The 24,722-nt window shown below is 66.6% G+C and carries 22 protein-coding genes; 9 read left to right on the top strand and 13 right to left on the bottom strand.

The annotated features are described in order from the left end of the window. Nucleotides 1-8 precede the first annotated feature (8 nt). Together ACT531_RS11425 and ACT531_RS11420 are read right to left on the bottom strand one after the other, a co-directional pair. Nucleotides 9-167 carry a hypothetical protein gene (locus ACT531_RS11425; RefSeq protein ID WP_203422251.1) on the bottom strand — a complete coding sequence of 53 codons (159 nt, stop codon included), beginning with the start codon at nucleotides 165-167 and terminating at the stop codon, nucleotides 9-11. Continuing rightward, a complete protein-coding gene (locus ACT531_RS11420; protein ID WP_476017495.1) occupies nucleotides 142-273 on the bottom strand; it encodes a hypothetical protein in 132 nt (43 codons plus the stop codon). The genes ACT531_RS11425 and ACT531_RS11420 overlap by 26 nt, the downstream gene beginning before the upstream one ends. A gap of 188 nt (nucleotides 274-461) precedes the next feature. Here ACT531_RS11420 and ACT531_RS11415 point away from each other — a divergent pair, with 188 nt between their 5' ends. Together ACT531_RS11415 and ACT531_RS11410 are read left to right on the top strand one after the other, a co-directional pair. Continuing rightward, entirely contained in the window at nucleotides 462-1,466 is a 1,005-nt protein-coding gene (locus tag ACT531_RS11415; RefSeq protein WP_476017494.1) for a M14 family zinc carboxypeptidase, read from the top strand. Nucleotide 1,467: 1 nt separating this feature from the next. Continuing rightward, nucleotides 1,468-2,253: an alpha/beta fold hydrolase gene (locus ACT531_RS11410; RefSeq protein ID WP_476017493.1), complete on the top strand. Its 786-nt coding sequence runs from the start codon at nucleotides 1,468-1,470 to the stop codon at nucleotides 2,251-2,253. 6 nt (nucleotides 2,254-2,259) lie between these two features. Here the strand turns inward: ACT531_RS11410 and ACT531_RS11405 are convergent, their stop codons facing one another. The 3 genes from ACT531_RS11405 to ACT531_RS11395 all read right to left on the bottom strand — a co-directional run bounded on the left by ACT531_RS11405 (nucleotide 2,260) and on the right by ACT531_RS11395 (nucleotide 5,616). Further along, a complete protein-coding gene (locus ACT531_RS11405) occupies nucleotides 2,260-3,012 on the bottom strand; it encodes an SGNH/GDSL hydrolase family protein (protein WP_476017492.1) in 753 nt (250 codons plus the stop codon). 115 nt (nucleotides 3,013-3,127) lie between these two features. Further along, a complete protein-coding gene (locus ACT531_RS11400) occupies nucleotides 3,128-4,432 on the bottom strand; it encodes an SPOR domain-containing protein (protein WP_476017491.1) in 1,305 nt (434 codons plus the stop codon). 203 nt (nucleotides 4,433-4,635) lie between these two features. Then, nucleotides 4,636-5,616: a YcjF family protein gene (locus ACT531_RS11395; protein WP_476017490.1), complete on the bottom strand. Its 981-nt coding sequence runs from the start codon at nucleotides 5,614-5,616 to the stop codon at nucleotides 4,636-4,638. A 235-nt stretch (nucleotides 5,617-5,851) separates the two neighbouring features. On the opposite strand from ACT531_RS11395, the gene ACT531_RS11390 reads away from it, so the two are divergent. Together ACT531_RS11390 and ACT531_RS11385 are read left to right on the top strand one after the other, a co-directional pair. After that, nucleotides 5,852-7,018: an acetyl-CoA acetyltransferase gene (locus ACT531_RS11390; RefSeq protein WP_476017489.1), complete on the top strand. Its 1,167-nt coding sequence runs from the start codon at nucleotides 5,852-5,854 to the stop codon at nucleotides 7,016-7,018. Further along, complete coding sequence (locus ACT531_RS11385; RefSeq protein WP_476017488.1) at nucleotides 7,015-8,535, top strand: AMP-binding protein; 1,521 nt, start codon at nucleotides 7,015-7,017, stop codon at nucleotides 8,533-8,535. The genes ACT531_RS11390 and ACT531_RS11385 overlap by 4 nt, the downstream gene beginning before the upstream one ends. 9 nt (nucleotides 8,536-8,544) lie before the next feature. On the opposite strand, the gene ACT531_RS11380 is transcribed toward ACT531_RS11385, so the two are convergent. Next, entirely contained in the window at nucleotides 8,545-9,225 is a 681-nt protein-coding gene (locus ACT531_RS11380; RefSeq protein WP_476017487.1) for an endonuclease NucS domain-containing protein, read from the bottom strand. 103 nt (nucleotides 9,226-9,328) lie between these two features. Between ACT531_RS11380 and ACT531_RS11375 the strand changes: the two genes are divergently transcribed. After that, entirely contained in the window at nucleotides 9,329-9,976 is a 648-nt protein-coding gene (locus tag ACT531_RS11375; protein ID WP_476017486.1) for a DsbA family oxidoreductase, read from the top strand. A gap of 124 nt (nucleotides 9,977-10,100) precedes the next feature. On the opposite strand, the gene ACT531_RS11370 is transcribed toward ACT531_RS11375, so the two are convergent. The 3 genes from ACT531_RS11370 to ACT531_RS11360 all read right to left on the bottom strand — a co-directional run bounded on the left by ACT531_RS11370 (nucleotide 10,101) and on the right by ACT531_RS11360 (nucleotide 15,493). Beyond that, a complete protein-coding gene (locus tag ACT531_RS11370) occupies nucleotides 10,101-10,607 on the bottom strand; it encodes a CreA family protein (RefSeq protein ID WP_476017485.1) in 507 nt (168 codons plus the stop codon). Continuing rightward, nucleotides 10,604-13,183, bottom strand: a complete 2,580-nt coding sequence (gene cphA / locus ACT531_RS11365; RefSeq protein ID WP_476017484.1) for a cyanophycin synthetase — start codon at nucleotides 13,181-13,183, stop codon at nucleotides 10,604-10,606. Before cphA ends, ACT531_RS11370 begins: the two co-directional genes overlap by 4 nt. A gap of 102 nt (nucleotides 13,184-13,285) precedes the next feature. Then, nucleotides 13,286-15,493, bottom strand: a complete 2,208-nt coding sequence (locus tag ACT531_RS11360; RefSeq protein ID WP_476017483.1) for a cyanophycin synthetase — start codon at nucleotides 15,491-15,493, stop codon at nucleotides 13,286-13,288. A 237-nt stretch (nucleotides 15,494-15,730) separates the two neighbouring features. Here ACT531_RS11360 and ACT531_RS11355 point away from each other — a divergent pair, with 237 nt between their 5' ends. The 3 genes from ACT531_RS11355 to ACT531_RS11345 all read left to right on the top strand — a co-directional run bounded on the left by ACT531_RS11355 (nucleotide 15,731) and on the right by ACT531_RS11345 (nucleotide 19,487). Continuing rightward, the gene (locus ACT531_RS11355) at nucleotides 15,731-18,037 is read left to right on the top strand and encodes a cyanophycin metabolism-associated ABC transporter (protein ID WP_476017482.1); all 2,307 of its coding nucleotides are present in this window, start codon (nucleotides 15,731-15,733) and stop codon (nucleotides 18,035-18,037) included. Between the two features lie 21 nt (nucleotides 18,038-18,058). Beyond that, nucleotides 18,059-18,556: a cyanophycin metabolism-associated DUF1854 family protein gene (locus ACT531_RS11350; RefSeq protein WP_476017481.1), complete on the top strand. Its 498-nt coding sequence runs from the start codon at nucleotides 18,059-18,061 to the stop codon at nucleotides 18,554-18,556. Between the two features lie 499 nt (nucleotides 18,557-19,055). After that, on the top strand, nucleotides 19,056-19,487 hold the full coding sequence (locus tag ACT531_RS11345; protein ID WP_060984310.1) for a hypothetical protein: 432 nt from the start codon (nucleotides 19,056-19,058) through the stop codon (nucleotides 19,485-19,487). A 280-nt stretch (nucleotides 19,488-19,767) separates the two neighbouring features. On the opposite strand, the gene ACT531_RS11340 is transcribed toward ACT531_RS11345, so the two are convergent. From ACT531_RS11340 to gspF, 3 genes are all read right to left on the bottom strand, one after another. Then, nucleotides 19,768-20,202, bottom strand: coding sequence for an EF-hand domain-containing protein (locus tag ACT531_RS11340; protein ID WP_476017480.1), 435 nt, complete (start codon nucleotides 20,200-20,202; stop codon nucleotides 19,768-19,770). A gap of 174 nt (nucleotides 20,203-20,376) precedes the next feature. Beyond that, nucleotides 20,377-21,303 carry a 5'-nucleotidase gene (locus ACT531_RS11335; RefSeq protein WP_060984309.1) on the bottom strand — a complete coding sequence of 309 codons (927 nt, stop codon included), beginning with the start codon at nucleotides 21,301-21,303 and terminating at the stop codon, nucleotides 20,377-20,379. A gap of 4 nt (nucleotides 21,304-21,307) precedes the next feature. After that, the gene (gene gspF / locus ACT531_RS11330) at nucleotides 21,308-22,540 is read right to left on the bottom strand and encodes a type II secretion system inner membrane protein GspF (RefSeq protein WP_476017479.1); all 1,233 of its coding nucleotides are present in this window, start codon (nucleotides 22,538-22,540) and stop codon (nucleotides 21,308-21,310) included. A 241-nt stretch (nucleotides 22,541-22,781) separates the two neighbouring features. Between gspF and ACT531_RS11325 the strand changes: the two genes are divergently transcribed. Beyond that, entirely contained in the window at nucleotides 22,782-23,531 is a 750-nt protein-coding gene (locus ACT531_RS11325) for an SDR family NAD(P)-dependent oxidoreductase (protein ID WP_476017478.1), read from the top strand. A 22-nt stretch (nucleotides 23,532-23,553) separates the two neighbouring features. Here the strand turns inward: ACT531_RS11325 and ACT531_RS11320 are convergent, their stop codons facing one another. Next, the gene (locus ACT531_RS11320) at nucleotides 23,554-24,582 is read right to left on the bottom strand and encodes an LLM class flavin-dependent oxidoreductase (protein ID WP_110960242.1); all 1,029 of its coding nucleotides are present in this window, start codon (nucleotides 24,580-24,582) and stop codon (nucleotides 23,554-23,556) included. Nucleotides 24,583-24,722: the final 140 nt, after the last annotated feature.

Here is a 24,722-nt window from a genome sequence, read left to right as displayed (position 1 = left end):
CGGTCTCGCTAATGGTGGGCAGGCGTGTGCAGCCGCTCGCGCCACAGCTGCCAGCGCGCACGCTGCAGGGCCAGAAACTCCACCACGCCCCACGCCAGTGCGCAGGCCAGCATCGCCCAGCCCATGGCCCAGCGGTAGACCTCAGTCTTGCGCGATGGCGGGTACATCGTCGTGGTCCCAGCCGGTGGTGCGGGGCAGGTCCAGGCTCAGCCATCCGCGTTCATCGAACAGCTCATTGAGCAGCCGCTGCAGTCCGAACAGTTTCCAGAGCATGGTGCGCCTCTTCCAAAGGGTGGTAACTGCTGGCAAGGTAGCGCTGTTGTGTGACGGTTTCGCGTCGGTTCGCGCAAACCCCACAGGCCCACCGCGACGCTGTTCGTGCCGCCCCCCGGGCGCTATCCTCGCTGCCTGGCACGCGCTCTGGCGTGCCGTACACACCGACTTACCCCCACCTATTGAACATGCTGCCCGAGCTTGCGGCGCTGGAAAAAATCCTCGACCTGGGGGCGCCCCATCTGGAGGTGCAGGTCGTCCAGCAGGTTTCTGTGGCGTCGGGCCCGCAATTTCCCATCTATGCCATCGGGTTGGGCAACCCGGCGCTGGACGTGCCTGCAGTGGGGTTCTTTGGCGGCGTGCATGGGCTGGAGCGCATTGGTGCCGAGGTGGTCATTGCCTACCTGCAGAACGTGGTCATGCGGCTGCAGTGGGACACCACCTTGCACCAGCAGCTCGAGCGGGTGCGCCTAGTCTTCATGCCCATCGTCAACCCCGGCGGCATGTGGTCTGCCACGCGTGCCAACCCGCGCGGGGTGGACCTGATGCGCAACGCGCCCGTCGATGCGGTGGACCCGGTACCCTGGGGTGTTGGTGGGCAGCGCGTGAGCGCGGGCCTGCCCTGGTACCGGGGCAGGCTGGGCGAGCCCATGGAGGCCGAGAGCCAGGCGCTGTGCGATGTGGTGGCGCAGCAGCTGCTGGCGCGGCCGTTCAGCATTGCGCTGGACTGCCACTCGGGCTTTGGGGTGAAGGACCGGCTGTGGTTCCCGTTTGCCCACACCCGCCGGCCCATTCCGCACCTGGCCGAGCTGCATGCGCTGCAGGACATTTTTCTGCAGGCGCACAGCAACCACCAGTACATCATCGAGCCGCAGAGCGCGCAGTACCTCGCCCACGGTGATCTGTGGGACCACCTGTACCTGCAGGCCTGCCGCGATGTGCCCGCGCACACCTTCTTGCCGCTCACGTTGGAGATGGGGTCGTGGCTGTGGATCAAGAAGAACCCGCGCCAGCTGTTCTCGCGCAACGGCATCTTCAACCCGCTCATCAACCACCGCCAGCAGCGGGTGCTACGGCGGCACCTGTCGCTGCTCGACTTTCTGTCGCGCGCCGCCTGCAGCCATGCGCGCTGGGTGCCAGCGCCCGAGCAGCGTGCACAGCGCCGGGCCGATGCCCTGGCGGCGTGGTACTGAGATGCCCGCGCGCCCACCCCGCCAATGGATCCTGCTGCGCGGGCTGACGCGCGAGGCCGCGCACTGGGGCGCGTTTGCCGAGGGCTTTGCGCAATCGGTGCCGAGTGACGCCGTGCTGGCGCTGGACCTGCCGGGCAACGGCGAGTTCCACCATCTGGCGTCGCCCTCGTCGGTACAAGGCATGGTGCAGGCTTGCCGCGCAGAGTTGGCGCGGCGCGCCGTGGCACCCCCCTACCACCTGCTGGCCATGTCGCTGGGGGCGATGGTGGCCACCGAATGGGCATGCGTGGCGCCGTACGAGGTGGCAGGCTGCGTGCTCATCAACACCAGCTTGCGGCCGTTCAGCCCGTTCTGGCACCGCCTGCAGCTGCACAACATCGCGCCGCTGCTGCGGCTGGCGTGGTGGTGGCGATCTGCCGAGGCCGCCGAGCAAGTGGTGTGGCAGATCACCAGCCGCAGCGCACCCTCCGCCGCCGCGGGTGTGGTGGCGCAGTGGGCCGCTGTGCGCAGGCAACGGCGCGTGTCGGCCCGCAATGCCGTGCGCCAGCTGGTGGCTGCAGCGCGGTACTGCGCGCCTACTGCCGCGCCTGTGGATCGTGTATTGCTGCTGGGCTGCCAGAAGGATCGACTGGTGTCCAGCCAATGCTCGCAGGCCATTGCGCAGGCCTGGGGGCTGCCGCTGCAGTTGCATCCGTGGGCGGGGCACGACCTGCCGCTGGATGACCCGCAGTGGGTCATCGATGCCGTGCTGCAGTGGCTGTCCAAGAGCGAGTCAACGGACGATTAACAGGGGCTACTGCGTGAGGCCATTCAACCCGCCTTGTGCCACCAGCTCGCGGTACCACTCGGCATAGCCCGCGCTGCTGGGGTGCAGGCCGTCAGCGGCATTCAGCTCCTGGCTGCGGGTCACGAACGGGTCCTGGTCGCGCGGCTTGAGCAAGCGCACATAGTGCACCTGCTGCGCGCTGGCCACCTCGCGTGCCAGGGCATGCAGCGCCTCGGACCGGCGTGACATGGCCCACGACAGGGGCGGCACAAAAAAGGGCGCGTGGCCCACGTTGCCACAAGGCATCAGCACCACCTGCTGCCCTTTCTGGCGTGCCAGCGCCACGGCCTGCTGTACCTGATCGCGCAGCGTGTCCTCGGGGGTGAAGCGGATAACGTCATTGCCACCCGCCAGCACCAGTACCAGGTCATAGCCGCCGTCTGCGCGCTCCAGCTGCTGCACCACGTCGCCAAACTTGGCGCCGTTGGCCGCCAGATTGTCGATGCGCCATTGGGGATGGTCCTGGCCCATGCGCCCCGGCAGGCTGTCTGCTGCCGTGCTGGCCCCGGTGCCCACAGCGGTGCTGTCGCCCACCACCAGCACGCGCCGCGTCGGCTGCGGGGGCTGCGCGGTATAGGGGCGCGCGTCGCGGGCCAGGTCGGCGGCCGTCCACATGCGCCAGGGGGCACAGCCGGTCAGCAGCAGGGCGCCCGCAGCCACCGCTGCCAAGGTGGCCCATCGGCGGGTGGCGTTGTGGTGTGGGGAGGTCTTTCGCGGCATGGTGCGGGCGCTCAAAGTGGTGGTGCGCCCAGCGTACTGGCAGACCCGGCGACCCTGCGTCGGCGTCGGGCATTCGCGTGCGTAGGACATTGCTACGCGCCGCGTTCAGACGTTGCTATTGCTTGAACACGACGGCGTCCAGCGCCATCGCGCGGATCGCCTCGGCCGCGGCATCGGCCTGGGCGCGGGTGGCGTAAGGCCCCACCCGCACGCGGATGCGGCGGCCCTTGGAATTGTTCAGCTCTTGGCGGAACGCGGGCAGGCCTTCGTTGAGCAGGCGCGCCTGTGTCTTGCGGGCGTTGGCTTCCTCAGCAAACAGGCCCACGTTGATGTAGTAGCCCGGGGCTGTGCCCACCGTGGGCAGCGCGGTGTCGGCGCTGGATGCTGCAGCGGCTGGAGCCTTGGGCTTTGCGGATGCAGCGGGGCGACTGGCGGCCTCACGGCGCGTTGGCGCCGGGGTGCTGGCCGCAGCCGTGGGGGTGCGGGTCGATGCTGCAGGTGGGGCGGGCTTGGGTGTAGAAGCTTTGGTGGCCGGCGTGAAGGCCTTGGCTGCGGCGGGCGGTGCAGAGGCTGGGGGCGCGGTCGGTTTGGGGGCGGCAACGTTGGCGGCGGGTGGGGCGTCTGCCGCAGGCGCGGGTGCCACAGGTGCGGGGGCTGAAGCCGCAGCAGGGGCCGGGGGCGCTACAGGCGTTGCGGTGGCCTCGGCGGCAGGCGTTGTGGGTGTGGCGGGCGTCTGTTCGGCCTCCGGCGCCGGCAAGGCCCCCACGGGGTGGGTTGCAGAAGCGGCCTGGGCCACTGCCGTGGCTTGTGCCACCGTGACGGCGGGCTCCAACGCCAGCGGTTTCACGTCCGACGGAGACAGCGCCAGGTAGGCGATCAGTGCGGCCAGGCCCAGCACCACGTTCGCCAGCACCAGCACCTGCAGCCGTTTGCGCGAGCTGGCCTGCTTTTCGAGCAGCGCACAGGCTTCGGGCACGGTGCGCGATGCGGCCAGCGCGCGCGCAATGCGCTTGCGGATGTCGGCGTACAGGATGGCGTTGCCGTACAGCCCCGGCACGGCAAAGGCCAGCACCGCAAAGGCGCCCAGCACGCCCAGTTCGATGCCCACGGGCCAGTGCAAGAACGAGCGGCCCACGCCAAACACGATCAGTGCCAGACCCTCGGCCGCCGCTACGTAGACCAGCGCAGCTCCCCACAGTTGGCGAAACAGCATCCAGTTCAGGGTGCACAGGCAGGCGGCCCAGTTCCAGGTGGTGGTCGTGCGGCCCGTATCGTCAAAGCGCTCGAACACCTTCAGATAGTAGTCCGTGTTCACGGGCCCCAGGGCCAGGCGCGACATGGCGGCCATGGCGTTGTCGGACGGTGAATCGAGCGACATGGCCGGGATGATGGAGGCGACAGGATCCGTGTGGTCGAGCATGGTCGGATTCTGTCATGCACCGGGTGGTGTGTTACCTGCCGAATCGCAAGGTGCTGCGCGGCGGCAACGGGTGCGCGCAGCGTGGCGGTGCGCTGCGGGGCGTCTGGGCAGGCCCCTGCATGCCTGCGGGGCGGTTTTTAAGTCAAATCGGCCGCAAGCGCTAGTCGAATATGCGCCAGCAGCTATCAATTAAATAGCGTTTACTATTTGCCTCGCACCAGGGCCATGATCTGGCCCGCGTCCAGCGTGGCCGCCTTCTGCTGAATTTGCGGCAGGTACTGCGTCTGCAACTGCTTGGCGGGCGTGAGCAGGCCCTGAAAGGTCTCGCGCAGCATGGCCGTGCTCATGACCCGGCCACCGGCGTAGTAGCGCTTGGCCACCTGCCCCAGCGCGTAGGTGGTGGCAAACGAAAACGCCATGCCGGTGGCGGCACCGCCCAGCCCGCCGAGGGTGTGGCCCGCCACCTTGCCCAGCAGGCCGCCCATCAGCTTGCGGCCAAACTGCTCCAGGTACTGCGACGTCATGCCCACGCCGGCGGCGGCGATGAACTCCTTGATGTGGCCCTGGTCCAGCTCCACCCCGTGCGCCTTGCCAATGCCGTAGACCATCTTCACCTGCAGCGGGATGATGGCCATCGATGCCCACGACTGCGGCAGCAGCTCCAGCGCGCCGTTGAGCAGCGCGTAGTTGAGGATGGATTTGTCCAGCTCCGCATCCGAGGCATTGGAATGGACAGTGGCGGCTGCCGCCAGGGGCGCTGTCGCAGCGCTGACCACGGGCACCGCCATCGGCACGGCCTTTTCGGCCACGTCCATCAGCGCATCGGCTTGCTGGTCAAATGCCGCCGTCTGCGGCTCGCCCAGCTGCAGTGCCGCCTTGAGGCGGGTCAGAAACTCGCGCTCCGCTGCGGTCTGGCGGCCATCCACGTCGCACACGCACACGGCCATCTCGTAGGCCAGCTGGCGGTGCATGGGCTCGCTCAGGCCTTGCACGGCGGCCTGCACGCTGGTGCGCTGCAGCAGCACGTCCTGGTAGATGCGCGGCAGGTCGGCGACGCCCCCATCGCCCGCGAGCGACTGGGCAATGCGGCGGATCTCTTCGCGTTCGGCATCGTCCTTGTTGCCATCGGCAAACGCGGCCAAAAGGGCGATGGTGAGGATGGATTTTTGCTGGTCCAGGGTCATGGTGTTGGTGTGGGCAAAGAAGGCAGCGCACGGCGCGCTGTGGTGTCTGGGCGAGGTGCAGTCTAGGCAATGCGGTTTCAACGCCACAGCGTGTGGGGGATTGATGGCGCGGCCCCCGCATGGCGCCAGCACTTCGGGTTTTCCCTTGGGTAGTTCGGCGACTTTGCGGACAGCCGGGGCTTGCCTACAGTGCATGCCATCGCGCCGTCGTGGCGCACATCAATGGAGGATGAACATGGGTGCAGCGATCGTGGGTTGGGCACATTTGCCGTTTGGCCGGCTGGCCGGCATGGGGTTGGAAGACCTCATCACCCGCGCAGGCCGGGAGGCCCTGCAGCACGCGGGCATTGACGGAACGGTGGTGGACGGCGTGTGGCTGGGCAACCTCAACGGCGGCTTCACGCCCGATGTGTTCGCCTCGTCGCTGGCCCTGCAGTGCGACGACGCCCTGCGCTGGAAGCCCGCCACACGGCTGGAGAACGCCTGCGCGTCGGGTTCGGCCGCCCTGTATGCCGCGTGCGATGCGATCGAAGCCGGCCGCGCCCGGGTCGCCCTTGTCATCGGCGCGGAAAAGATGACCGCTGTTTCTGGCACCGAGACCACGCGCATCCTGGGCGACTGCGGCTATTCCGGCGAGGCGGGCCATCCGCCCGGTGGCTTTCCGGGCATTTTTGCGTCCATCGCGCAGGACTACTTTGCCGCGCATGGCGACCATTCGGCCACCCTGGCGCGCATCGCTGCCAAGAACCACGCCAACGGCGCGCTCAACCCCTGGGCCCACATGCGCAAGGACCTGGGCTTTGAGTTCTGCAACACCGTGTCCGACCGCAACCCGATGATTGCCGCGCCCCTGCGCAAGACGGACTGCTCGCTGGTGTCTGACGGTGCCGCAGCCATCATCCTGGCGGCCGATGAGGCAGTGGCCGACTTCCCCCGCGCCGTGCGCCTGCGGGCGCGGGTGCAGGTCAACGACTACTTGCCCATGGCGCGCCGCCGTGTGGTGAACTTTGAAGGCCCCCGGCGTGCCTGGCAGCAGGCGCTGCAGCAGGCCGGGTGCGTGGTGCACGACCTGTCGCTGGCCGAGGTGCACGACTGCTTCACCATTGCCGAGCTGCTCACGTACGAGGCCATGGGCCTGGCGCCCGCAGGCCAGGGCCACCGTCTGCTGGAGGACGGCACCGTGCTGCGCAGCGGCCGCCTACCCGTCAACGCATCGGGCGGGCTCAAGGCCAAGGGCCACCCCATTGGCGCCACGGGTGTGTCGATGCATGTGGTGTCGGCCATGCAGCTCATGGGCGAGGCCGGCGACCTGCAGGTGCCCGGCGCCACGCTGGCGGGCGTGTTCAACATGGGCGGATCGGCCGTGGCCAACTACGTGAGCATTCTGGAGCGCGCCCGATGAACATGGCCCACCTGCTGCGCCGCAGCGCCTTGCTGCACGCCCACCGGCCCGCGCTGCTGCATGGCGACCAGGTGCTGTGGAGCTACGGCACGCTGGCCGCGCGCACCGCTGCGCTGGCCGCCCATCTGCGCACGTGCTGTGGCGTGGCCCCCGGCGACCGCGTGGCCATCTACGCCGCCAATGCGCCCGAATACCTGGAGGCCCTGCACGCCATCCTGTGGGCGGGCGCCGTATCGGTGCCGGTCAACTACAAGCTGCATGCCAAAGAACTCGCCTACGTGCTGGCCGACTCGGGCGCGCGCGTGGTGCTGACCTCTGAAGCGCTGGCCCCCGCCGTGCACGAGGCCGGGGCGCCGCAGGACGCGGTGCTGGTCTTTGGCTCCGACGCATACCGCGCCGCAGTCGCCCACACGCCCATGGACGTGTGCGACCGCGCGCCGCACGACGTGGCCTCGCTGTTCTACACCTCGGGCACCACCGGCCGCCCCAAGGGCGTGATGCAGACCCACCGCAACCTGCTGGCCATGACGGCCTGTTACTTCACCGATGTGGACGACATCCTGCCCGGCGACGCCATGGTCTACGCCGCACCCATGTCGCACGGTGCGGGGCTCTACAACTACGCCCAGGTGCTGCGTGGCGAACGGCATGTGGTGCCGCTGTCGGGAGGGTTCGAGCCTGCCGAGCTGGTGCAGTTGGCGGCCAGCGTGGGCCAGCTCACCCTGTTTGCCGCACCCACCATGGTGCACCGCCTGGTGGACCATGTGCGCGCCACGGGCGCCGATGTGTCGGGCTTCAAGACCATCGTCTACGGCGGCGGCCCCATGTACGCCGACGACCTGCGCAACGCCCTGGCCGTGATGGGTAACCGCTTTGCACAGATCTACGGCCAGGGCGAAAGCCCAATGACCATCACCGCCCTGTCGCGCGCCCAGCTGGCCGACCGCGACCACCCTCGTTGGGCCGAACGCATGGTGTCGGTGGGCGTGGCGCAGTCGCTGGTGGAGGTGCGCGTGGTCGATGCCGCAGGCCAGCCTGTGCCTACTGGTGAGACCGGCGAGGTGGTGGTGCGCGGCGACACCGTGATGCCCGGCTACTGGAACAACCCCAACGCCACGGCGCAGACCCTGCGCGACGGCTGGCTTTACACCGGCGATATGGGCGCGCTGGATGCCGATGGCTTTCTCACCCTCAAGGACCGGTCCAAGGACGTGATCATCTCCGGCGGCAGCAACATCTATCCGCGCGAGGTGGAAGAGGTGCTGCTGCTCCACCCCCAGGTGCGCGAGGTCGCCGTGGTCGGCCAGCGCGATACGGAATGGGGCGAGGTGGTGGTCGCCTTCCTGGTTGCAGGGGAGGGCGGTGCGGTGGCTGATGCCGTGCTGGATGCGCTGTGCCTGGAGCACATTGCGCGGTTCAAGCGGCCCAAGGAATATCGGTGGGTGGAGGCGCTGCCGAAGAACGCCTATGGGAAAGTGTTGAAGACTGAGTTGCGGGGAGATAGACCGCCTCTGTAGTGTCTTTGTCTAAACAGTCGCTTCTTCGAATGTGAACTGCACTCTGTAAGTGATGAGCCGCAGCCCAGGAATCGCCTTTGCGGCGTAGCGTATTGGTTCGGAGAAGCCACTCGCTACTAAGACTGCACGAGGTGGCGTGCCTTCCTTCTGAGCGTACCACCCCATGTATCGGGCAATCTGCCCAATAGATGAGTCCTTTGCCTCGCCAGCCTTAAGTTCAATAATGACTGTACGGCCATCTTTATCTCGGGCGAGCAGGTCAAGTCGGCCGACGTCACTGGATTCTTGTCGAGACACGAGTGTCAATCCCGACTCCAATATGTCCAAGTGACTAACAATCTGGTCTTCCAAGTCGCGTTCTAGGGTCAAACTGCTCTCGACGTATTCCGTTAAGTCTTGCGGCGTCGATTCATCGACCACTGAGGCTGCCAGTTCGGTGGTATCGATTGACGTGTCCAATGTGAAAACTGTCCGTTTCCCCTTAAAGTCCGGCGATGCCCTTCGTCCGGCATCAAGCCAGAACTTTGCGTGAGGCTGACTTGATGCGTTGTTTGCCCACCAAGCACCGTATTGTTTTGCCGAGTTGGGAAGGCCGCCTTCAACGATTGCATCCAGTTCTTCGAAAGACAGGGCGACTTGTGATTCCTGGCTGGAAAGCAACCGGGGGGTCAATTGAGCGTAGCGGGACATTCGGACCTCAGTGTTCATTGAAATTTCTAAGTCAGCATACCCGGCAACTACGAGGCCATGGAACCACGTCTACCATGCGGTTCTTTGCTTGCAGGAGATCTACATGCCCACCACCCTCAAAATCGATTTCGTCTCTGATGTCTCCTGCCCCTGGTGCATCATCGGCCTCAAGGCGCTGGAGCAGGCTGCGGACCGGCTGCAGGGCGAGGTCGCGTTGGACCTGCACTTTCAGCCCTTCGAGCTGAACCCGCAGATGGGGCCTGAGGGCCAGGACATTGGCGAGCACTTGCAAGAAAAATACGGCGCCACTCCCGAGCAGAGCCAGAAGAACCGCGAGGCCATCGCGGCGCGCGGTGCGGCGCTGGGGTTCACCTTCAGCATGGACAAGCGCAGCCGCATCTACAACACCTTTGATGCGCACCGCCTGCTGCACTGGGCCGAAGAGAAGGGCGTGCAGGTTGCGCTGAAGAAGGCGCTGTTCAAGGCCTATTTCACCGACGGGCAGGACCCGAGCAACCACGAGGTGCTGGTGCGCGTGGCAAGCGAAGTGGGGCTGGATGCGGCCGAGGCGCGTGCGCTGCTGGCCTCAGACCGCTACGCCGACGAGGTGCGCGAACGCGAGCAGTTCTATCTGCAAAACGGCATCCATTCGGTGCCTGCCATCATCATCAACGAGCGCCACCTGATCCAGGGTGGGCAGCCGGTGGAGGTGTTTGAGCAGGCACTGCGGCAGATTGCCACGCAGGGTTGATTGCTATTTATTTGATAGCTGTTGGGATATATTGCACTAGCGCTACCGGCGGTTTTGATCAAAAAAGGGGCCTTGGGCCCCTTTTTTTATGTGTAAGCGGTGCCTGGGCGGCCGCGTGGGCCCGTCACTTGCGCAGCGGGATGGCGGTGGCGCGGTCCACCGGCACTGCGGTCACGCTGTTCTGCGGAGAGCCGTCGATGAGCTTGTCGGAGTAGGTGAGGTACACCAGCGTGTTGCGGGCCGGGTCCACCATGCGCACGATGCGCAGGCGCTTGAACAGGATGGACATGCGTTCGCTGAACACTTCTTCCTGCTTTTTCAGCGGCTCGGGAAAGCTGATGGGCCCCACCTGGCGGCAGGCAATGGAGGCCTCGGCGCGGTCTTCGGCCAGGCCCAGGGTGCCCTTGATGCCGCCGATGCGGGCGCGCGACACGTAGCATGTCACGCCCTGCACGCCGGGGTCGTCGTAGGCTTCGACGATGATGTCGTGGTCGCGGCCGATCCACTGGAAGGCAGTGTCCACGGTGCCGATCTTTTCACCCGACGCCGCCTGCGCTGCGCCGCCCGCAAGGGCGGTGAGGGCAGCCAGTGCCACAGCGGCTGCGGCTGCCAGCGTGCGCGCGGCGGTCATGCCGTGGTCTCGCCTTCGGTGCAGCGCTGGGCCAGGTGGGCCAGGGCTTCTTCTACCTGGTCTACAAGTACCAGGCACAGGTCGCCGGGTTGCAGGCGCGCCAGCGCCGCATCGATGGCGATGAACTCGCCACGGATCTCTTCCACATGCGTGGTGCGGGGAGCGCCCGCCAGGCCTTCGCGCAGCAGGGCCATCACCTCGCCGTCGGCGCGGCCACGCTGGGCGGCGTCCTGGTACAGGATCACGTCATCAAACGCGGCGCCCAAAATCACGGTCTGCTCGCGGATATCTTCATCGCGCCGGTCGCCTGCACCGCTGATGACCACGCTGCGGCGCTTGCCGGGGAGGGCGTCCACGGCCTGCACCAGGGCGCGCATGGCGTCGGGGTTGTGGCCGTAGTCGGCGATCACGGTGGCACCCCGGTAGTCCATGATGTTGAAACGGCCAGGGGCGTTGTCGCTGTCGTTCACAAAGCCCGACAGGCCCCGGCGGATAGTCTGCCAGGGCATGCCCACGCCCCAGGCTGCGGCCACAGAGGCCATGACGTTCTCGACCTGGAAGCCGATCTTGCCGTTGCGCGTGATGGGCACGTCGCGCAGGTGGATGGTCTCGCGCCACGAGCCTTCGGAGGCCACGATGGAGTCGCCATCCACATACACGGTGCGGTGGCCTTGGGCGCGGTGCGTGACCATCACGGGGTGGTGGCGGTCGCTCGCAAAGTAGATGACCTTGCCGGGGCACGAAGACGCCATGGCCGCCACGATGGGGTCGGCCGCGTTGAGCACGGCGTAGCCCGTGGGGGCCACGTTCTGCACGATCACGCGCTTGAGCACGGCCAGGTCTTCCACCGTGGTGATGTAGTTCATGCCCAGGTGGTCGCCCGCGCCGATGTTGGTGACCACGGCCACCTGGCAGCGGTCAAAGCCCAGGCCTTCGCGCAGGATGCCGCCCCGCGCGGTCTCGAACACGGCGGCGTCCACTTCGGGGTGCAGCAGCACGTTGCGGGCGCTCTTGGGGCCGCTGCAGTCGCCGCTGTCGATCTGGCGGCCGTTCACGTACACGCCGTCGGTGTTGGTCATGCCCACGCGCAGGCCCTGGGCGGTGAACAGGTGCGCAATCAGGCGGGCGGTGGTGGTCTTGCCGTTGGTGCCGGTCACGGCCACGGTGGGGATGCGGCCGTCGTCGCCGTAGGCAAACAGTTTGTCCACCATGGCAGCCCCCACGTTGCGGGGCTTGCCGTAGCTGGGCGCCAGGTGCATGCGTAGGCCGGGGGCGGCATTCACTTCGACAAAGCCGCCGCCTTGCTCTTCGAGCGGGCGCAGCACGGTCTCGGCCACCATGTCCACGCCGCAGATGTGCAGGCCCACCATCTGGGCGGCGGCCACAGCGCGGGCTGCGACCTCGGGGTGCACATCGTCGGTCACGTCGGTGGCGGTGCCGCCGGTGGACAGGTTGGCGTTGTTGCGCAGGATGACGCGCTGGCCTTTTTCGGGCACCGAGTCGGGCGTCAGGCCTTGCATGGCCAGGCGGGCCACGGCAATGTCATCGAGGCGGATCTTGGTCAGCGAGGTGGCGTGGCCTTCGCCACGGCGCGGGTCCTGGTTGACCACGTCTACCAGCTGGCGCACGGTGTGTTCGCCATCGCCCAGCACCTGGGGCGGCTCGCGGCGTGCGGCGGCCACCAGCTGGTCTCCCACCACCAGCAGGCGGAAGTCGTGGCCGGGCAAGAAGCGCTCGACCATCACGGTGCCATAGTCGGCGGCGTTCTTGTAGGCCTCTTCGAGCTGGGCGCGGTCGGTGATGTTGACGGTGACGCCCTTGCCCTGGTTGCCGTCTTGCGGCTTGACCACCACGGGCAGGCCGACCTTGAGGGCGACTTCCCAGGCTTCGTCCACAGTCTCCACCGGCTTGCCCAGCGGGACGGGTACGCCAGCGGCGTGCAGCAGGCGCTTGGTCAGGTCCTTGTCCTGGCCGATGGATTCGGCCACGGCGCTGGTCGAATCGACCTCGGCCGCCTGGATGCGGCGCTGCTTGGAACCCCAGCCAAACTGCACCAGGCTGCCGCGTGTGAGGCGGCGGTACGGAATGCCCCGGGCCACGGCGGCTTCGACGATGGAGCCGGTGCTGGGGCCCAGGCGCTCATCCTCGTCGAGTTCGCGCAGGTCGGCGACGGCCTTCTCGGCATCGAAGGTGCCGTTGCCCAGCGCAGCCTGGATGAGTTGCTGTGCGTCTTCAAACGCCTTGCGGCCCACGGCTTCTTCGCTGTATTCGACGACCACCTGGTACACGCCCGCATCGGTGGTGGCGGTGGTGCGCGCAAAGGTCACGGGGCAGCCGGCCTGCGCCTGCAGGGCCAGCGCGGCGGTCTGCAGCACGTGGGCCAGCGATACGTCGCCGCCACCGGTTTCCGGGTGCAGCGCGCCGATGGCGGGGAACAGGGCCCGCAGGCGGGCTTCGAATCCGGCCATCTGGCCCACGGCGCGCTCGTTCTCGGCGCAGGTCACCACGGCCTCGATGGCCATGTGGCGGCTCCAGAGGTTGGGGCCGCGCAGGGCCCGGGTGCGGGTTACATCCATGGAAGTCTCTTTCAGTGGTCCATCAGGGCACTGGGGCCCTGTTCAGGTCGTGGGATGTCAGGTCAAACAACAAACAAAAAGCGACAAATGCGCGGCGGGTCATCAAGACCGCAGGGCGGCAGTGGGGACCAGCTCGGGCTCGAAGGTCTTGATGCCTGCGCCGATCAGGTCGGGGGCAATGTCCAGCGCCCAGGCCGTGCCGATGGCGGCCAGCAGGGCGTCGGTATCGGGCACCACGGCGTTGCGGCCAAAGGTCAGGTCGGACAGGGCGCCCAGCACATGCTCGGCGCTGCCCGTGGCCAGGACCACGCGGCCGTTCTTCACGAAGACCGCGCGGCCGTTGTCCTTGGCGCGGTGCTCGGCAATCACGGGCAGCGTGCCGTCCTGCGCGTACAGCACCACGTCGCCGTCAGACAGGAGGGCCAGGTCGGCCACCTGGGCGATGGCCGCATTGAGCACCGCAGCGCCTTCGGCCAGCACCACGTCCACCTGGGTGCGCATCACCTTGGTCATCTGGTCCTGCTCGTGCACGTCAAATTCGGCCAGCGTTTCCACGCCGTCCATGTCGGTGACCACACCCACCTGGCAGCGGTCGTACGCAAGGCCGTCGCGCAGGATGGTGCGAGCGTCGCTTTCGATCACGGCGGCCTGCACCATCTTGTTCATCAGCAGGCGGTGCGCGGCTTCCCAGTGGGCGCAGTCGGTGGCTTCCACTCGGCGGCGGTCCAGGAACAGGCCATCACGGCAGGCCAGGCCAGTGTGGTGGCCGCTCAGGTGCAGCAGCCAGGCCACCACGCGCGAGATGGTGGCGGTGTTGCGCGTGCCTGCCACGCCCACCAGGGGGATGCGGCCTGCGGGGCCTTCGTCATCGGCGTCAGAGGGGAACAGATGCTCGGCAATCGCCTGGCCCACGGGGCGGGGCGCGCCCACCGCAGGCTTCAAGTGCATGAGCAGGCCGGGGCCTGCGTTCACTTCAACAATCGCGCCGCCCTGCGTGTGCAGGGGCTTGGAGATGTCGCGGGCCACCATGTCGATGCCGGCGATGTCCAGGCCCACCACCTTGGCGGCGAGCTGGGCGATGTAGGCCACCTCGGGGTGTACGTCGTCCGTGCAGTCCACAGCCACGTTGCCGTTGCGCTGCACCACCACTTGGCGGCCAGCGGCGGGCACCGAGTCAGCGTCCAGGTCCTGGCGCTTGAGTTCGAGCTGCACCTTGGTGTCGGTTGCCAGGTCGATGATCTCCAGCGGGTACTCTTCCTCATAGCCACGGCGAGGGTCGGAGTTGAGCTGGCTGTCAATAAGTTCCTTGACCGTGTTGCGGCCGTTGCCGGTGATGCTGACCACCTCGCCGCGTGCGGCGGCAACCACCTTACCGCCGACCACCAGGATGCGGTGTTCGTCGCCGGGGATGAAGCGCTCCACCATCACGTCGCTGCCCTCGGGGTAGGCCACGTGGTAGGCCGCTTCGATGTCTTCCTTCTTGCGCAGGTCCAGTGTCACGCCCCGGCCGTGGTTGCCATCGGAGGGCTTGACCACCACGGGCAGGCCGATGTCTTGCGCGGCTTCCCAGGCTTCTTCCGGGCTGTTGACTACCTGGCCTTCGGGAATGGGCACGCCGCAGGACTTGAGCAGGCTCTTGGTCAGGTCCTTGTCGCTGGCAATGCCTTCGGCAATCGCGCTGGTGTATTCGGTCTCGGCCGTCCAGATGCGGCGCTGGCGGGCGCCGTAGCCCAGCTGCACCAGGTTGCCGTCGTTCAGGCGGATGTGGGGGATGCCCCGGTCGGTGGCGGCGGTGACGATGCAGGCGGTGCTGGGGCCAAGGTACTGGTCGTCCACCTCGGTGCGCACGCGGGCCACGGCGGCTTGCACATCAAAAGGCTGGTCATTGATCGCCGCCATGATCAGCGCATGGCCCTGGGCCAGCGCCACGCGGGCCACGCTTTCGTCGCGGGCGCGGAACACCATGCGGTACACGCCACGCTGGCTGGTGCTGCGCGTCTGGCCAAAGCCGGTGGGCATGCCCGCCAGGTTGAGCAGCTCGATCACGATGTGCTCCAGCACATGGCCGCACCAGGTGCCCTCTTGCAGGCGCTGCAAAAAGCCGCCGCGCTCGCCCACGCCGCAGTGGTGTTCGATCAGCGCGGGCAGCCACGCCGTCAGGCGGTCATTGAAGCCGGGGATGGTGTTGGAGGGATAGTCCTCCAGCTCGCCCAGGTCCAGCCAGACTTCCAGGACCGGCCGGTAGGTCCAGATATTGGGGCCCCGCAGGTAGTTGATGCGAAGCAGTTGGATGTCGTTGAGTTTCGCCATGGATTGCAGCGGTTGTGGTTCCGGCCTTGGTAAGGGCTGTGCGGTAGGGGGACGAAAGGGAATTTTGTGGACGATGATTGTGCGCCAGTCCTGCGCCTGTGCGCAGTGTCAGCCAAAAGGCGTCCACAGACGTTACAGGAGGATGCCGTCGCACCGTGGCGTGCAGTATCGGTGAGAATTCTTGCTTTCGCGAGAGCGGCCACCGCAGGCAGCCGGTGGCGGAAAACCCAACCAAAAATGCAACATCACCATTCTGTGGACGCCTCGGGTGTCTTTTCTGGCCCTGTGGGGGCCGATTTGCGGGCCATGCTCGCTTCCAAAGAGAACGTGTTGGCAGCTTTGCCGGTTGACCTGAGCGCCACGCTGCGCTTTGCGGCAGGGTGGGTGGTGGTGACGTCCGAACGGCTGCTGGCTTGCGACCCAGGCACCACCACATGGCGCAGCTGGCCTCTGGGTGAGGGCCTGGCGCTCAAGCTGCATGACCACGGTGGAGTGGGCTCGCTGGAGTTGCACAACCCGGCCGAGCGCCTGGCGCTGTGGCGTTTTACGCTTGCGAACCATCCGCAGGCGCTGCGCCTGGTGCAGCGTTTCGATCAGCAATTGTCCCTGGGTGCCGGCAACGTCTCCGCCGATGACGACGAGCCCGCCTGCCCCACGTGCCATGCCCCCCTGCCGCCCGACACTGAAGAATGCCCGGCCTGTGCCCGCGCCCAGCCGCCGCAAACCTCTACCTGGGTGCTGCTGCGTCTGTGGCGTTTTGCCCGGCCCTACCGCAAGCAGCTGGCCGCCGGGTTTGCGCTGACGCTGGCGTCCACCGCCGCCACGCTGGTGCCGCCGTACCTCACCATCCCGCTGATGGACGACATCCTGATCCCGTTCCAGAACGGCAAGCAGATTGACCCCCTGCTGGTGCTGATGTACCTGGGTGGGTTGCTGCTGTCGGCCCTGCTGGCCTGGGGCCTCTCCTGGGCGCGTACTTACATATTGGCGCTGGTGTCCGAGCGCATTGGCGCCGACCTGCGCACTACCACGTACGAGCATCTGCTGCGCCTGTCGCTGGACTACTTTGGTGGCAAGCGCACGGGCGATCTCATGGCGCGCATCGGGTCGGAAACCGACCGCATCAACGTGTTCCTGTCGTTGCATGCGCTCGATTTCATCACCGACGTGCTGATGATCGTGATGACGGCGGCGATTCTGTTCTCCATCAACCCGTGGCTGGCGCTCGTTACTCTGGTGCCGCTGCCCTTCATCGGCTGGATGATCCACACCGTGCGCGACCGCCTGCGCACCGGCTTTGAAAAGATCGACCGCGTGTGGTCTGAAGTGACCAACGTGCTGGCCGACACCATCCCCGGCATCCGCGTGGTGAAGGCCTTTGCGCAGGAAAAGCGCGAGGCCCAGCGTTTCCGCGACGCGAACCAGCACAACCTGGAAGTCAACGACAAGCTCAACAAGACCTGGAGCCTGTTCACGCCCACGGTGTCGCTGCTGACCGAGATCGGCCTTCTGGTGGTGTGGGCGTTTGGGATCTGGCTGGTGTCACGTAACCAGATCACGGTGGGTGTGCTTACTGCGTTCATCGCCTACATCGGTCGGTTCTATGGGCGTCTGGATTCGATGAGCCGCATCGTCTCGGTCACGCAAAAGGCCGCCGCCGGCGCCAAGCGCATTTTTGACATCCTGGACCATGTGAGTAACGTCCCCGACCCTGCCCAGCCCGTCAAGGTGGACAAGGTGCAGGGCGCCATCAGCATGCAGGGAGTGGGCTTCCGCTACGGCAGCCGTGCGGTCATCAAGGGGCTGGATCTGGACATCCGCCCCGGCGAGATGATCGGCCTGGTGGGCCACAGCGGCTCGGGCAAGAGCACGCTGGTCAACCTGATCAGCCGCTTTTATGACGTGAGCGACGGCTCCATCCAGGTCGATGGCATCGACATCCGCCGCTTTGCCGTGGCCGACTACCGTCGCCACATCGGCCTGGTGCTGCAAGAACCCTTCCTGTTCTTCGGCACCATTGCCGAGAATATCGCCTACGGCAAGCCCGAGGCGACGCGCGAGGAAATCGTGGCCGCTGCCCGCGCTGCCCATGCGCACGAGTTCATCCTGCGCCTGCCGCACGGCTACGACTCGCTGGTGGGCGAGCGGGGGCAGGGCCTGTCGGGCGGCGAGCGCCAGCGCATCAGCATTGCCCGCGCTCTGCTGATCGACCCGCGCATCCTGATCCTGGACGAGGCCACCTCGGCCGTGGACACCGAGACCGAAAAGGAAATCCAGAAGGCGCTCGACAACCTGGTGCAAGGCCGTACCACGATTGCCATTGCCCACCGCCTGTCCACCTTGCGCAAGGCCGACCGCCTGGTGGTGATGGACCGTGGCGAGGTGGTCGAAGTGGGCCCGCACGACGAGCTGATGGAAAAACAGGGCGCCTACTGGCGGCTGTACGAAGCCCAGGCCCGCCGCGCCGAGGAAGACGCGCAGGCCGCAGGCGTGATCATCGACAGCAGCCTGCTGCACCCGGCCCACCCCGCCGGCAACCCCTGAGACGCTGTGAGCAACCCTGCCATGAATGCTTCCCTGACCCCATCGTCGTCCATCCCCGCCTTCCAGCTCACGCGCAACCCGCACGGCCGCTTGGTCCTGACCCTGGCCGATGGCACCGCCCATGAGGGCGTGACTCCCGTGCGTGCTTTTCCCATCGCCGCGCCGGGCGAGGGGCTCTCGCTGGTGGGTGTCGACGGCCATGAACTGCTCTGGGTTCCCCGGCTGGAGGCCGTGACGGGCGCCGCCCGGCAGCTCATTGAAGAAGAGCTGGAAGTGCGCGAGTTTGTGCCCACTATCCAGAAAATCCTCGCCGTTTCTAGCTTTTCAACGCCCAGCACCTGGGATGTAGAGACCGACCGGGGGCCCGCCCGCCTGGTGCTCAAGGCGGAAGAGGACATTCGCCGCCTGGGCGGCCGCACCCGGCTGCTGATTGCCGGGGGCGACGGTTTGCAGTTCCGTGTGAAGGACACCACGGCGCTGGACAAGTATTCGCGCCGCCTGCTTGAGCGGTTTCTGTGAACTTTTGCGACGGAGCCAGTCCGGCTCCGCCCACGGCCCAGGCCCCTGTCTTGTCGCCGTGAGTTGTCTCCACGCTCCTGCATGACCGTGAGCAGGCGTTGAAGAGTAACTAGAGGATAGAGGAGGGGGCTACGCGCCCCCTGCGCATTTCCGGGGATTTCCACGGGACGACCCGATCGGTGTGTCTCTCTGCCGGCTCTCTTGCGCTGGGTGATTCACGCCCGGCCAGCCCTATCTCCATCCCCGGTCTGCGTGGTGGTGTCGCGACATATGCATGTGCGCGGCGCACTTCGGGGCTCCCTTGGAGCACTTCAGCTCACCATTCCGACCCCTGGAAGGCGCGAAACCGTTCCCAAAGGCTAGATTTTTACTAGGGAAAACCCTAAATTTCGGCCAATCGGTGAAAAAGACCTAAATTCACCCTTCTTTTTGCCGTAATGGATGTACGAAGAGGCCGAAAGACCCTCTCCACACTTTTGTTCAACTACGGGCCAATGTCATGCAAATGCCACCTGTCGATCGATCGCCGTCCTGGCGTCCTCAGGGCGCTGATTTGTATTCCACTGGCGCCTCGGGTGCGCCTCCGGTGCGTCCCATCAACGCTCCCAACCCGGTCGAGTCCATGGACCGGTTGGGTGAGGGGGCGATCGTGCGCGAGCCGGACAAACCCTCGGCGCCCGAGGCGCCGAACCGGGACTGGACGGCGGTAAAAAAGAAGGAAACCGTCGAGGAGCCGCCGGAGCCTCCCAAAGAGCCGATCTACAAGCAACTGCTGGAGTTCATCCAGTCCATGTGGCGCGCCAGCGGCAGCGCGGTAGAGGTAGCTCAGGACGTCAACAAGATGACCTTGCAGGAGCGTCTGGCCCAACAGGCCAAGAACGAGCCGCTGACCTACACCGACCCCAAGGTCAAGCGCACCGGCGGCGTTTGAGCCACCGGCGTTGCCGGGCTGCCGCCGCGAAGGCGCCCCATTGCGTGTCATGGCGCCCGGTGCAGTTTGGCGAAGCCCCTGTGCAGCGGCAATCTGTGGCGTACAGGAGCCGTATCCGGTGGGCGCCACTTACCGTGCACATAGGCTGTGGGGACTGCCACGATGCATTCAGTATTTTTGCTATCAAATAGATAGCTGATGGCGCATATTGCACTAGCGCTCCTAGTCAATTGGATTCATTTTTTGGGTTTGCCGCTCAGCAAAGTGCAACCTGCGTTCCTCAGGGACGGGCCTCCGGTGCTGGGAGCGACGCAGTCGGGGCTGATGGCGTGGCTGCCGCTTGTGCGGCTGCCCGCTGACGATCGCGCTCGGCGCGGTATTTTGCGGCAAAGGCGCGCACTTCGGCATACGACACAAAGCCATCACCATCCGTATCGGCCTCGTCGAAGGCCGCCGCCAAACGCGGGAACAGTTTCACCTCGGAGCGGCTGAGCTTGCCGTCTCCGTTGAAGTCCAGCATCTTGAATTCGCGCTGGGCCTTCAGTTCGCCCGGGCTCACCGCCGCTGCGGGTTCTGTGGCCGCGTGTGTCTCCACTCGATGGGCAGGTGGTGGTGGGGGTGTTTGTGCCAGGGCTGCACAGGCTGCGAACAGGGCCACCGTCGCGAGGATAGGCTTCTGCAGCCACAGGGGCGCCCAGGATTTGCGAATGCGCAAAGTGTTCTCCTTCAAAGTCTCAATGGCCATGGTGGCACATGAGGGGCGAGGGCGGTGGTTTGCAACCAGGGCTTTGCAGGCTTTCACCGGGCGTTGCAAGTCTTTGCAGATCTTTTCGCAAGGGCCGGGCATGGAGCGGCAGAGCCCGCAAGCTTGCAAGGGAGGCTCCGGCGGTCAGTTCCCCACAACCCGCACCGGATTCGAGATGCCACTGTTCACATGGCCCGCAGGCACATGGCGCGCTGCCGACGTGACGTGACCGGTCTGGTCGTCAAAGAAGAAATCGGGTTCGAATTCACGCAGAAACTCGCCCTTAGGCAGGCCGCCCAGAAACATGGCCTCGTCCACCGCAATGTTCCAGTCCATCAGGGTGCGGATGGCGCGCTCGTGCGCGGGGGCGCTGCGGGCGGTGACGAGCGCGGTGCGGATGCGCATGCCGGTGCCACCCGCCTCGCCTGCCGACTGCAGACGGTGCAAGGCGGCGAGCAGGGGTTTGAACGGGCCGTCGGGCAGGGGCTGCGCGGCCTTGTCGGTCTCATGCTGCTGGAAGGCAGCCAGCCCTTCCGCCTGGTACACGCGCTCGGCTTCATCGGAAAACAGCACCGCGTCGCCGTCAAAGGCAATCCGCACTTCGTGGGGGTTGGAGTCGCCGGCCTGCACCGACTCCGTCACCACCCGCGCTGCGGGGTAGCCCAGGTGCAGGGCCTCGCGCACATCGGCTTCGTTGGCGGACAGGAACAGGTGCGCGCCCAGTGGCCGCAGGTAGCGAAACGGGTCGCGCCCTTGCGTGAACACACCGCGCTGGATGGAGGGGAGCCCGTGGGCATGGCATGAGCGGAACACGCGCATGCCGCTTACCGGGTCATTGCGCGACAGCAGCACCACCTCCACGCGCTGGTGCTCGGAGGTGTTGAACGCGAGCAGCTTGCGCACCAGCGAAAACGCCACGCCCGGCGCAGCAGGCACGTCGAGCCGCTGGCGCTGCAGGTCCACGTAGGCGCGGTCATTGTCCTTCTCGAAGACGCGGTTCTCTTCCTCAAAATTGAACAGCGCGCGCGAGGAGATGGCGACCACCAGCTTGTCGTCGAGCGTTACAGCCATAAGGTCACTTCACAAACTGGTTGAGTTGGATGATCGGCAGCAGCACGGCCAGCACGATCAGCATCACGATCAGGCCCATGCCCACGATGAGCAGCGGCTCCAGGATGGTGGCCAGCGCCATGGCGCGGCGCTGCACCTCGGCCGAGAGCTGGCGGGCTGCGCGCTGCAGCATCACCGGCAGTTGCCCGGTCTGCTCGCCCAGGCGTGCAAACATCGACAGCAGGCCCGGAAAGCGCTTTTTCTGCGCCAGGGCCGATGCCAGCGGAGCGCCTTCGCGCACCAGCACCAGCGCGTCGAGCGCGTCGGCACGCAGCGCGCGGTTGTTCAGTGTTTCTGCGGCGGCCTGCAAGGCCTTCAGGATCGGCACACCGGCGCCCGCCAGCATGGCCAGCGTGCCGGCGAACCGCGCTGCGTTATAGCCGCGCGCCAGCTTGCCCACCAGGGGCAGATTGAGCCAGGCGGCATCGAATTTCTCGCGAATATGGCCGATGGTGAGCGCCCATCTTGCCCCAATTGCTATCAAAATAGAAGCAATCAGCATCACCCAGCCATAGCTGCGCACAAAGGCGCTCAGGCCCAGCATGGCCACCGTCAGGAACGGCAGCGCGCGCTTGGTGCCTGCAAACACGCTGGCCACCTGCGGCACCACATAGCCCACCAGGAACAGCACGATCACGATGGCCACCAGGGTCACGATGGCCGGGTACAGCGCGGCGCCCACCAGCTTGGCCTTGAGCGCCTGGCGCTCTTCCAGGTCGTCGGCCAGGCGCTCCAGCACCAGGCCCAGGTTGCCGCTGTGTTCGCCCGCGCCGATCACGGCGCAATAGATGTCAGAGAACTCGCGCGGGTGCTGCGACAGCGCGCGGGCAAAGGTGGCGCCCGCGTTGACCTCGGCGCGCAGCGCGGCGACCAGGTGGCGCTGGCGCTCATCGTCGGCTTCTTCAGACAGCGCGGTCAGCGCGCGCTCCAGCGGCAGCCCCGACGACACCAGCCCGGCGATCTGCCGGGTCCAGATGGCCAGCCCGGTCGCGCTGAACACCGGCCGGGTGAAGAGGCGCTGGCCCAGGCTTGCGGACCGGCCGTCCAGCGACTGGCCGGTCTGCACCATTTCCACCGCCAGCGGCACCAGCGCCTGGGCCCGCAGCAGGCTGCGCGCGGCCTTGGCGGTGTCGGCCTCCAGGAGGCCTTTGCGGGTCTGGCCTTGGGCGTCCAGGGCTTCAAAGGAAAAAGCAGGCATGCAAATGCGGGCGTGGGTGGTGGGGCGTGGGCGTGGAAATCACGCAGTCCTGCAACGGGCAAACATCCGTCGCAGGACCGGCAGCCCCTGATGGTAGCCGCTACCCAAGGCCCAGTGCCTCCACCCAGCTTCCATGCCCGGGGCATGACACAGGTCAAGGCGCTGACGCATTGCGCGCGCAGAATGAAAAGTGATCTGTGGCATCGGGTTGCAGGCGTTTTGAACGAACAAGGGGTCTTTCATGCTGAAGAACAAGGTGGCATTGGTAACGGGCGCATCGTCGGGCATCGGTCGCGCCATTGCGCTGGTGTGGGCGCGCGAAGGTGCCAAGGTGGTGGTGTCGGACGTGAATGTGCAGGCGGGCGAGGAAACCGCCGCGCTGGTGCGCTCCGCCGGGGGCGACGCGATCTTTGTGGCGGCCGACGTGGGCCAGCCCGAGGATTGCGATGCGCTGGTACAGCGCACCGTCGCCCACTACGGCCGCCTGGACGTGGCCTGCAACAACGCGGGCATTGGTGGCCCACAGGCACCGACAGCCGATTACCCGCTGGACGGCTGGGCGCAGGTCATCAACATCAACCTGTCGGGCGTGTTCTACGGCATGAAGTACCAGATCGCCGCGATGCTGAAGAACGGTGGCGGCTCGATCATCAACATGGCGTCCATCCTGGGCTCGGTGGGCTTTGCCACGGCGCCCGCCTACACGGCGGCCAAGCACGGCGTGGTGGGGTTGACCAAGGCGGCGGCCATCGAATACAGCGCGCACGGCGTGCGCATCAATGCGGTGGGCCCAGCGTTTATCCACACGCCCATGATCAGCGGGCTGGAGCAGGACGCCGGCATCAACGCCATGCTGGTCGGAGCCCACCCCATCGGCCGCCTGGGCCAGCCCGAAGAGGTGGCTGAATTGGTGACCTGGCTGGCGTCCAGCAAGGCGTCGTTTGTGACCGGGGCGTATTACCCCGTCGATGGGGGCTATCTGGCGCGCTGAAGCGCGAACAAACGACGGGCGCTCAGGCCGCCACGGCGGCCTGGCCCAGCGTGGCGTGCGCCTGGGCGGCGATGTCCAGCGAGCGCAAACGCAGTGCCGGGTCGTACACGTCGCTCACCAGCATCAGCTCGTCGGCGCCGGTGGCCTCTATCAGGCGCGCCAGCCCCGCACGCACTGTGTCCGGCCCACCGATCACGGCTGCAGCCAGAAAGTCGCCAATTGCTGCCCGCTCCTGCGGTTGCAGGCGCGCAGCGTAGCCCTCGATGGGCGGCAGCAGGCGTCGGCGGTCGCCCGTCAAGATGCCCAGAACCCGCTGGTAGGTGCTACTGGCCAGGTAGTCGGCCTCTTCGTCGGTCGGGGCCGCGATCAGTGGCACGCCAATGGCCACGTGGGGCTTGGGCCAGACAGCGGAGGGGCGGTACAGATTGCGGTACAGGTCAATCGCCTGGTGCAGCATGCGCGGCGCAAAGTGCGAGGCAAAGGCATACGGCAGACCCCGCTCGGCCGCCAGCTGGGCCGAAAACAGGCTGGAGCCCAGCAGCCAGATCGGCACATTGGTGCCCGCGCCGGGCATGGCAATCAGGCGCTGGCCGGGTTCGGCAGGGGCCAGCAGGCGCTGCAGTTCGGCCACGTCGCGCGGAAAGTCTTCTTCGGTCTCCACCCGGTTGCGGCGCAGCGCACGCATGGTGGTGGGGTCGGTGCCGGGCGCGCGGCCCAGGCCCAGGTCGATGCGGCCGGGGTACAGCTCGGCCAGCGTGCCGAAGGCCTCGGCCACCACCAGCGGGGCATGGTTGGGCAGCATCACGCCGCCGGACCCCACGCGGATGCGCGAGGTGCCACCGGCAATGTGGCCCACCAGCACAGCAGTGGCGGAGCTGGCAATGCCCGCCATGTTGTGGTGCTCGGCCAGCCAGTAGCGGGCAAAGCCCAGTTTTTCGGCATGCTGGGCGGTGCGCAGCGCAATCTGCAGCGCATCGGCCACGGTGCCGCCTTCGCGGACGGCCACCAGATCAAGCATGGACAGGGCAGGGCGGCGGGGAGTAGAGGTCATCCCCGGATTGTCCAGCGCGCGCGGCTTTTGCGCAGGCGGTGGGCGTAGAGCTGGCAGTGTCAGCAGGGTTGCCTGCGCCGATTTTTACCAGAGGGTCATTTTTTGGTAGCCAAAACGGCGGAGGCACCACAGAATGTTTC

The organism is Acidovorax sp. DMC1 (assembly GCF_056314325.1).
The sequence above is the reverse complement of the archived record's forward strand: the minus strand, read 5'-3'. Positions and strand labels throughout refer to the sequence as shown.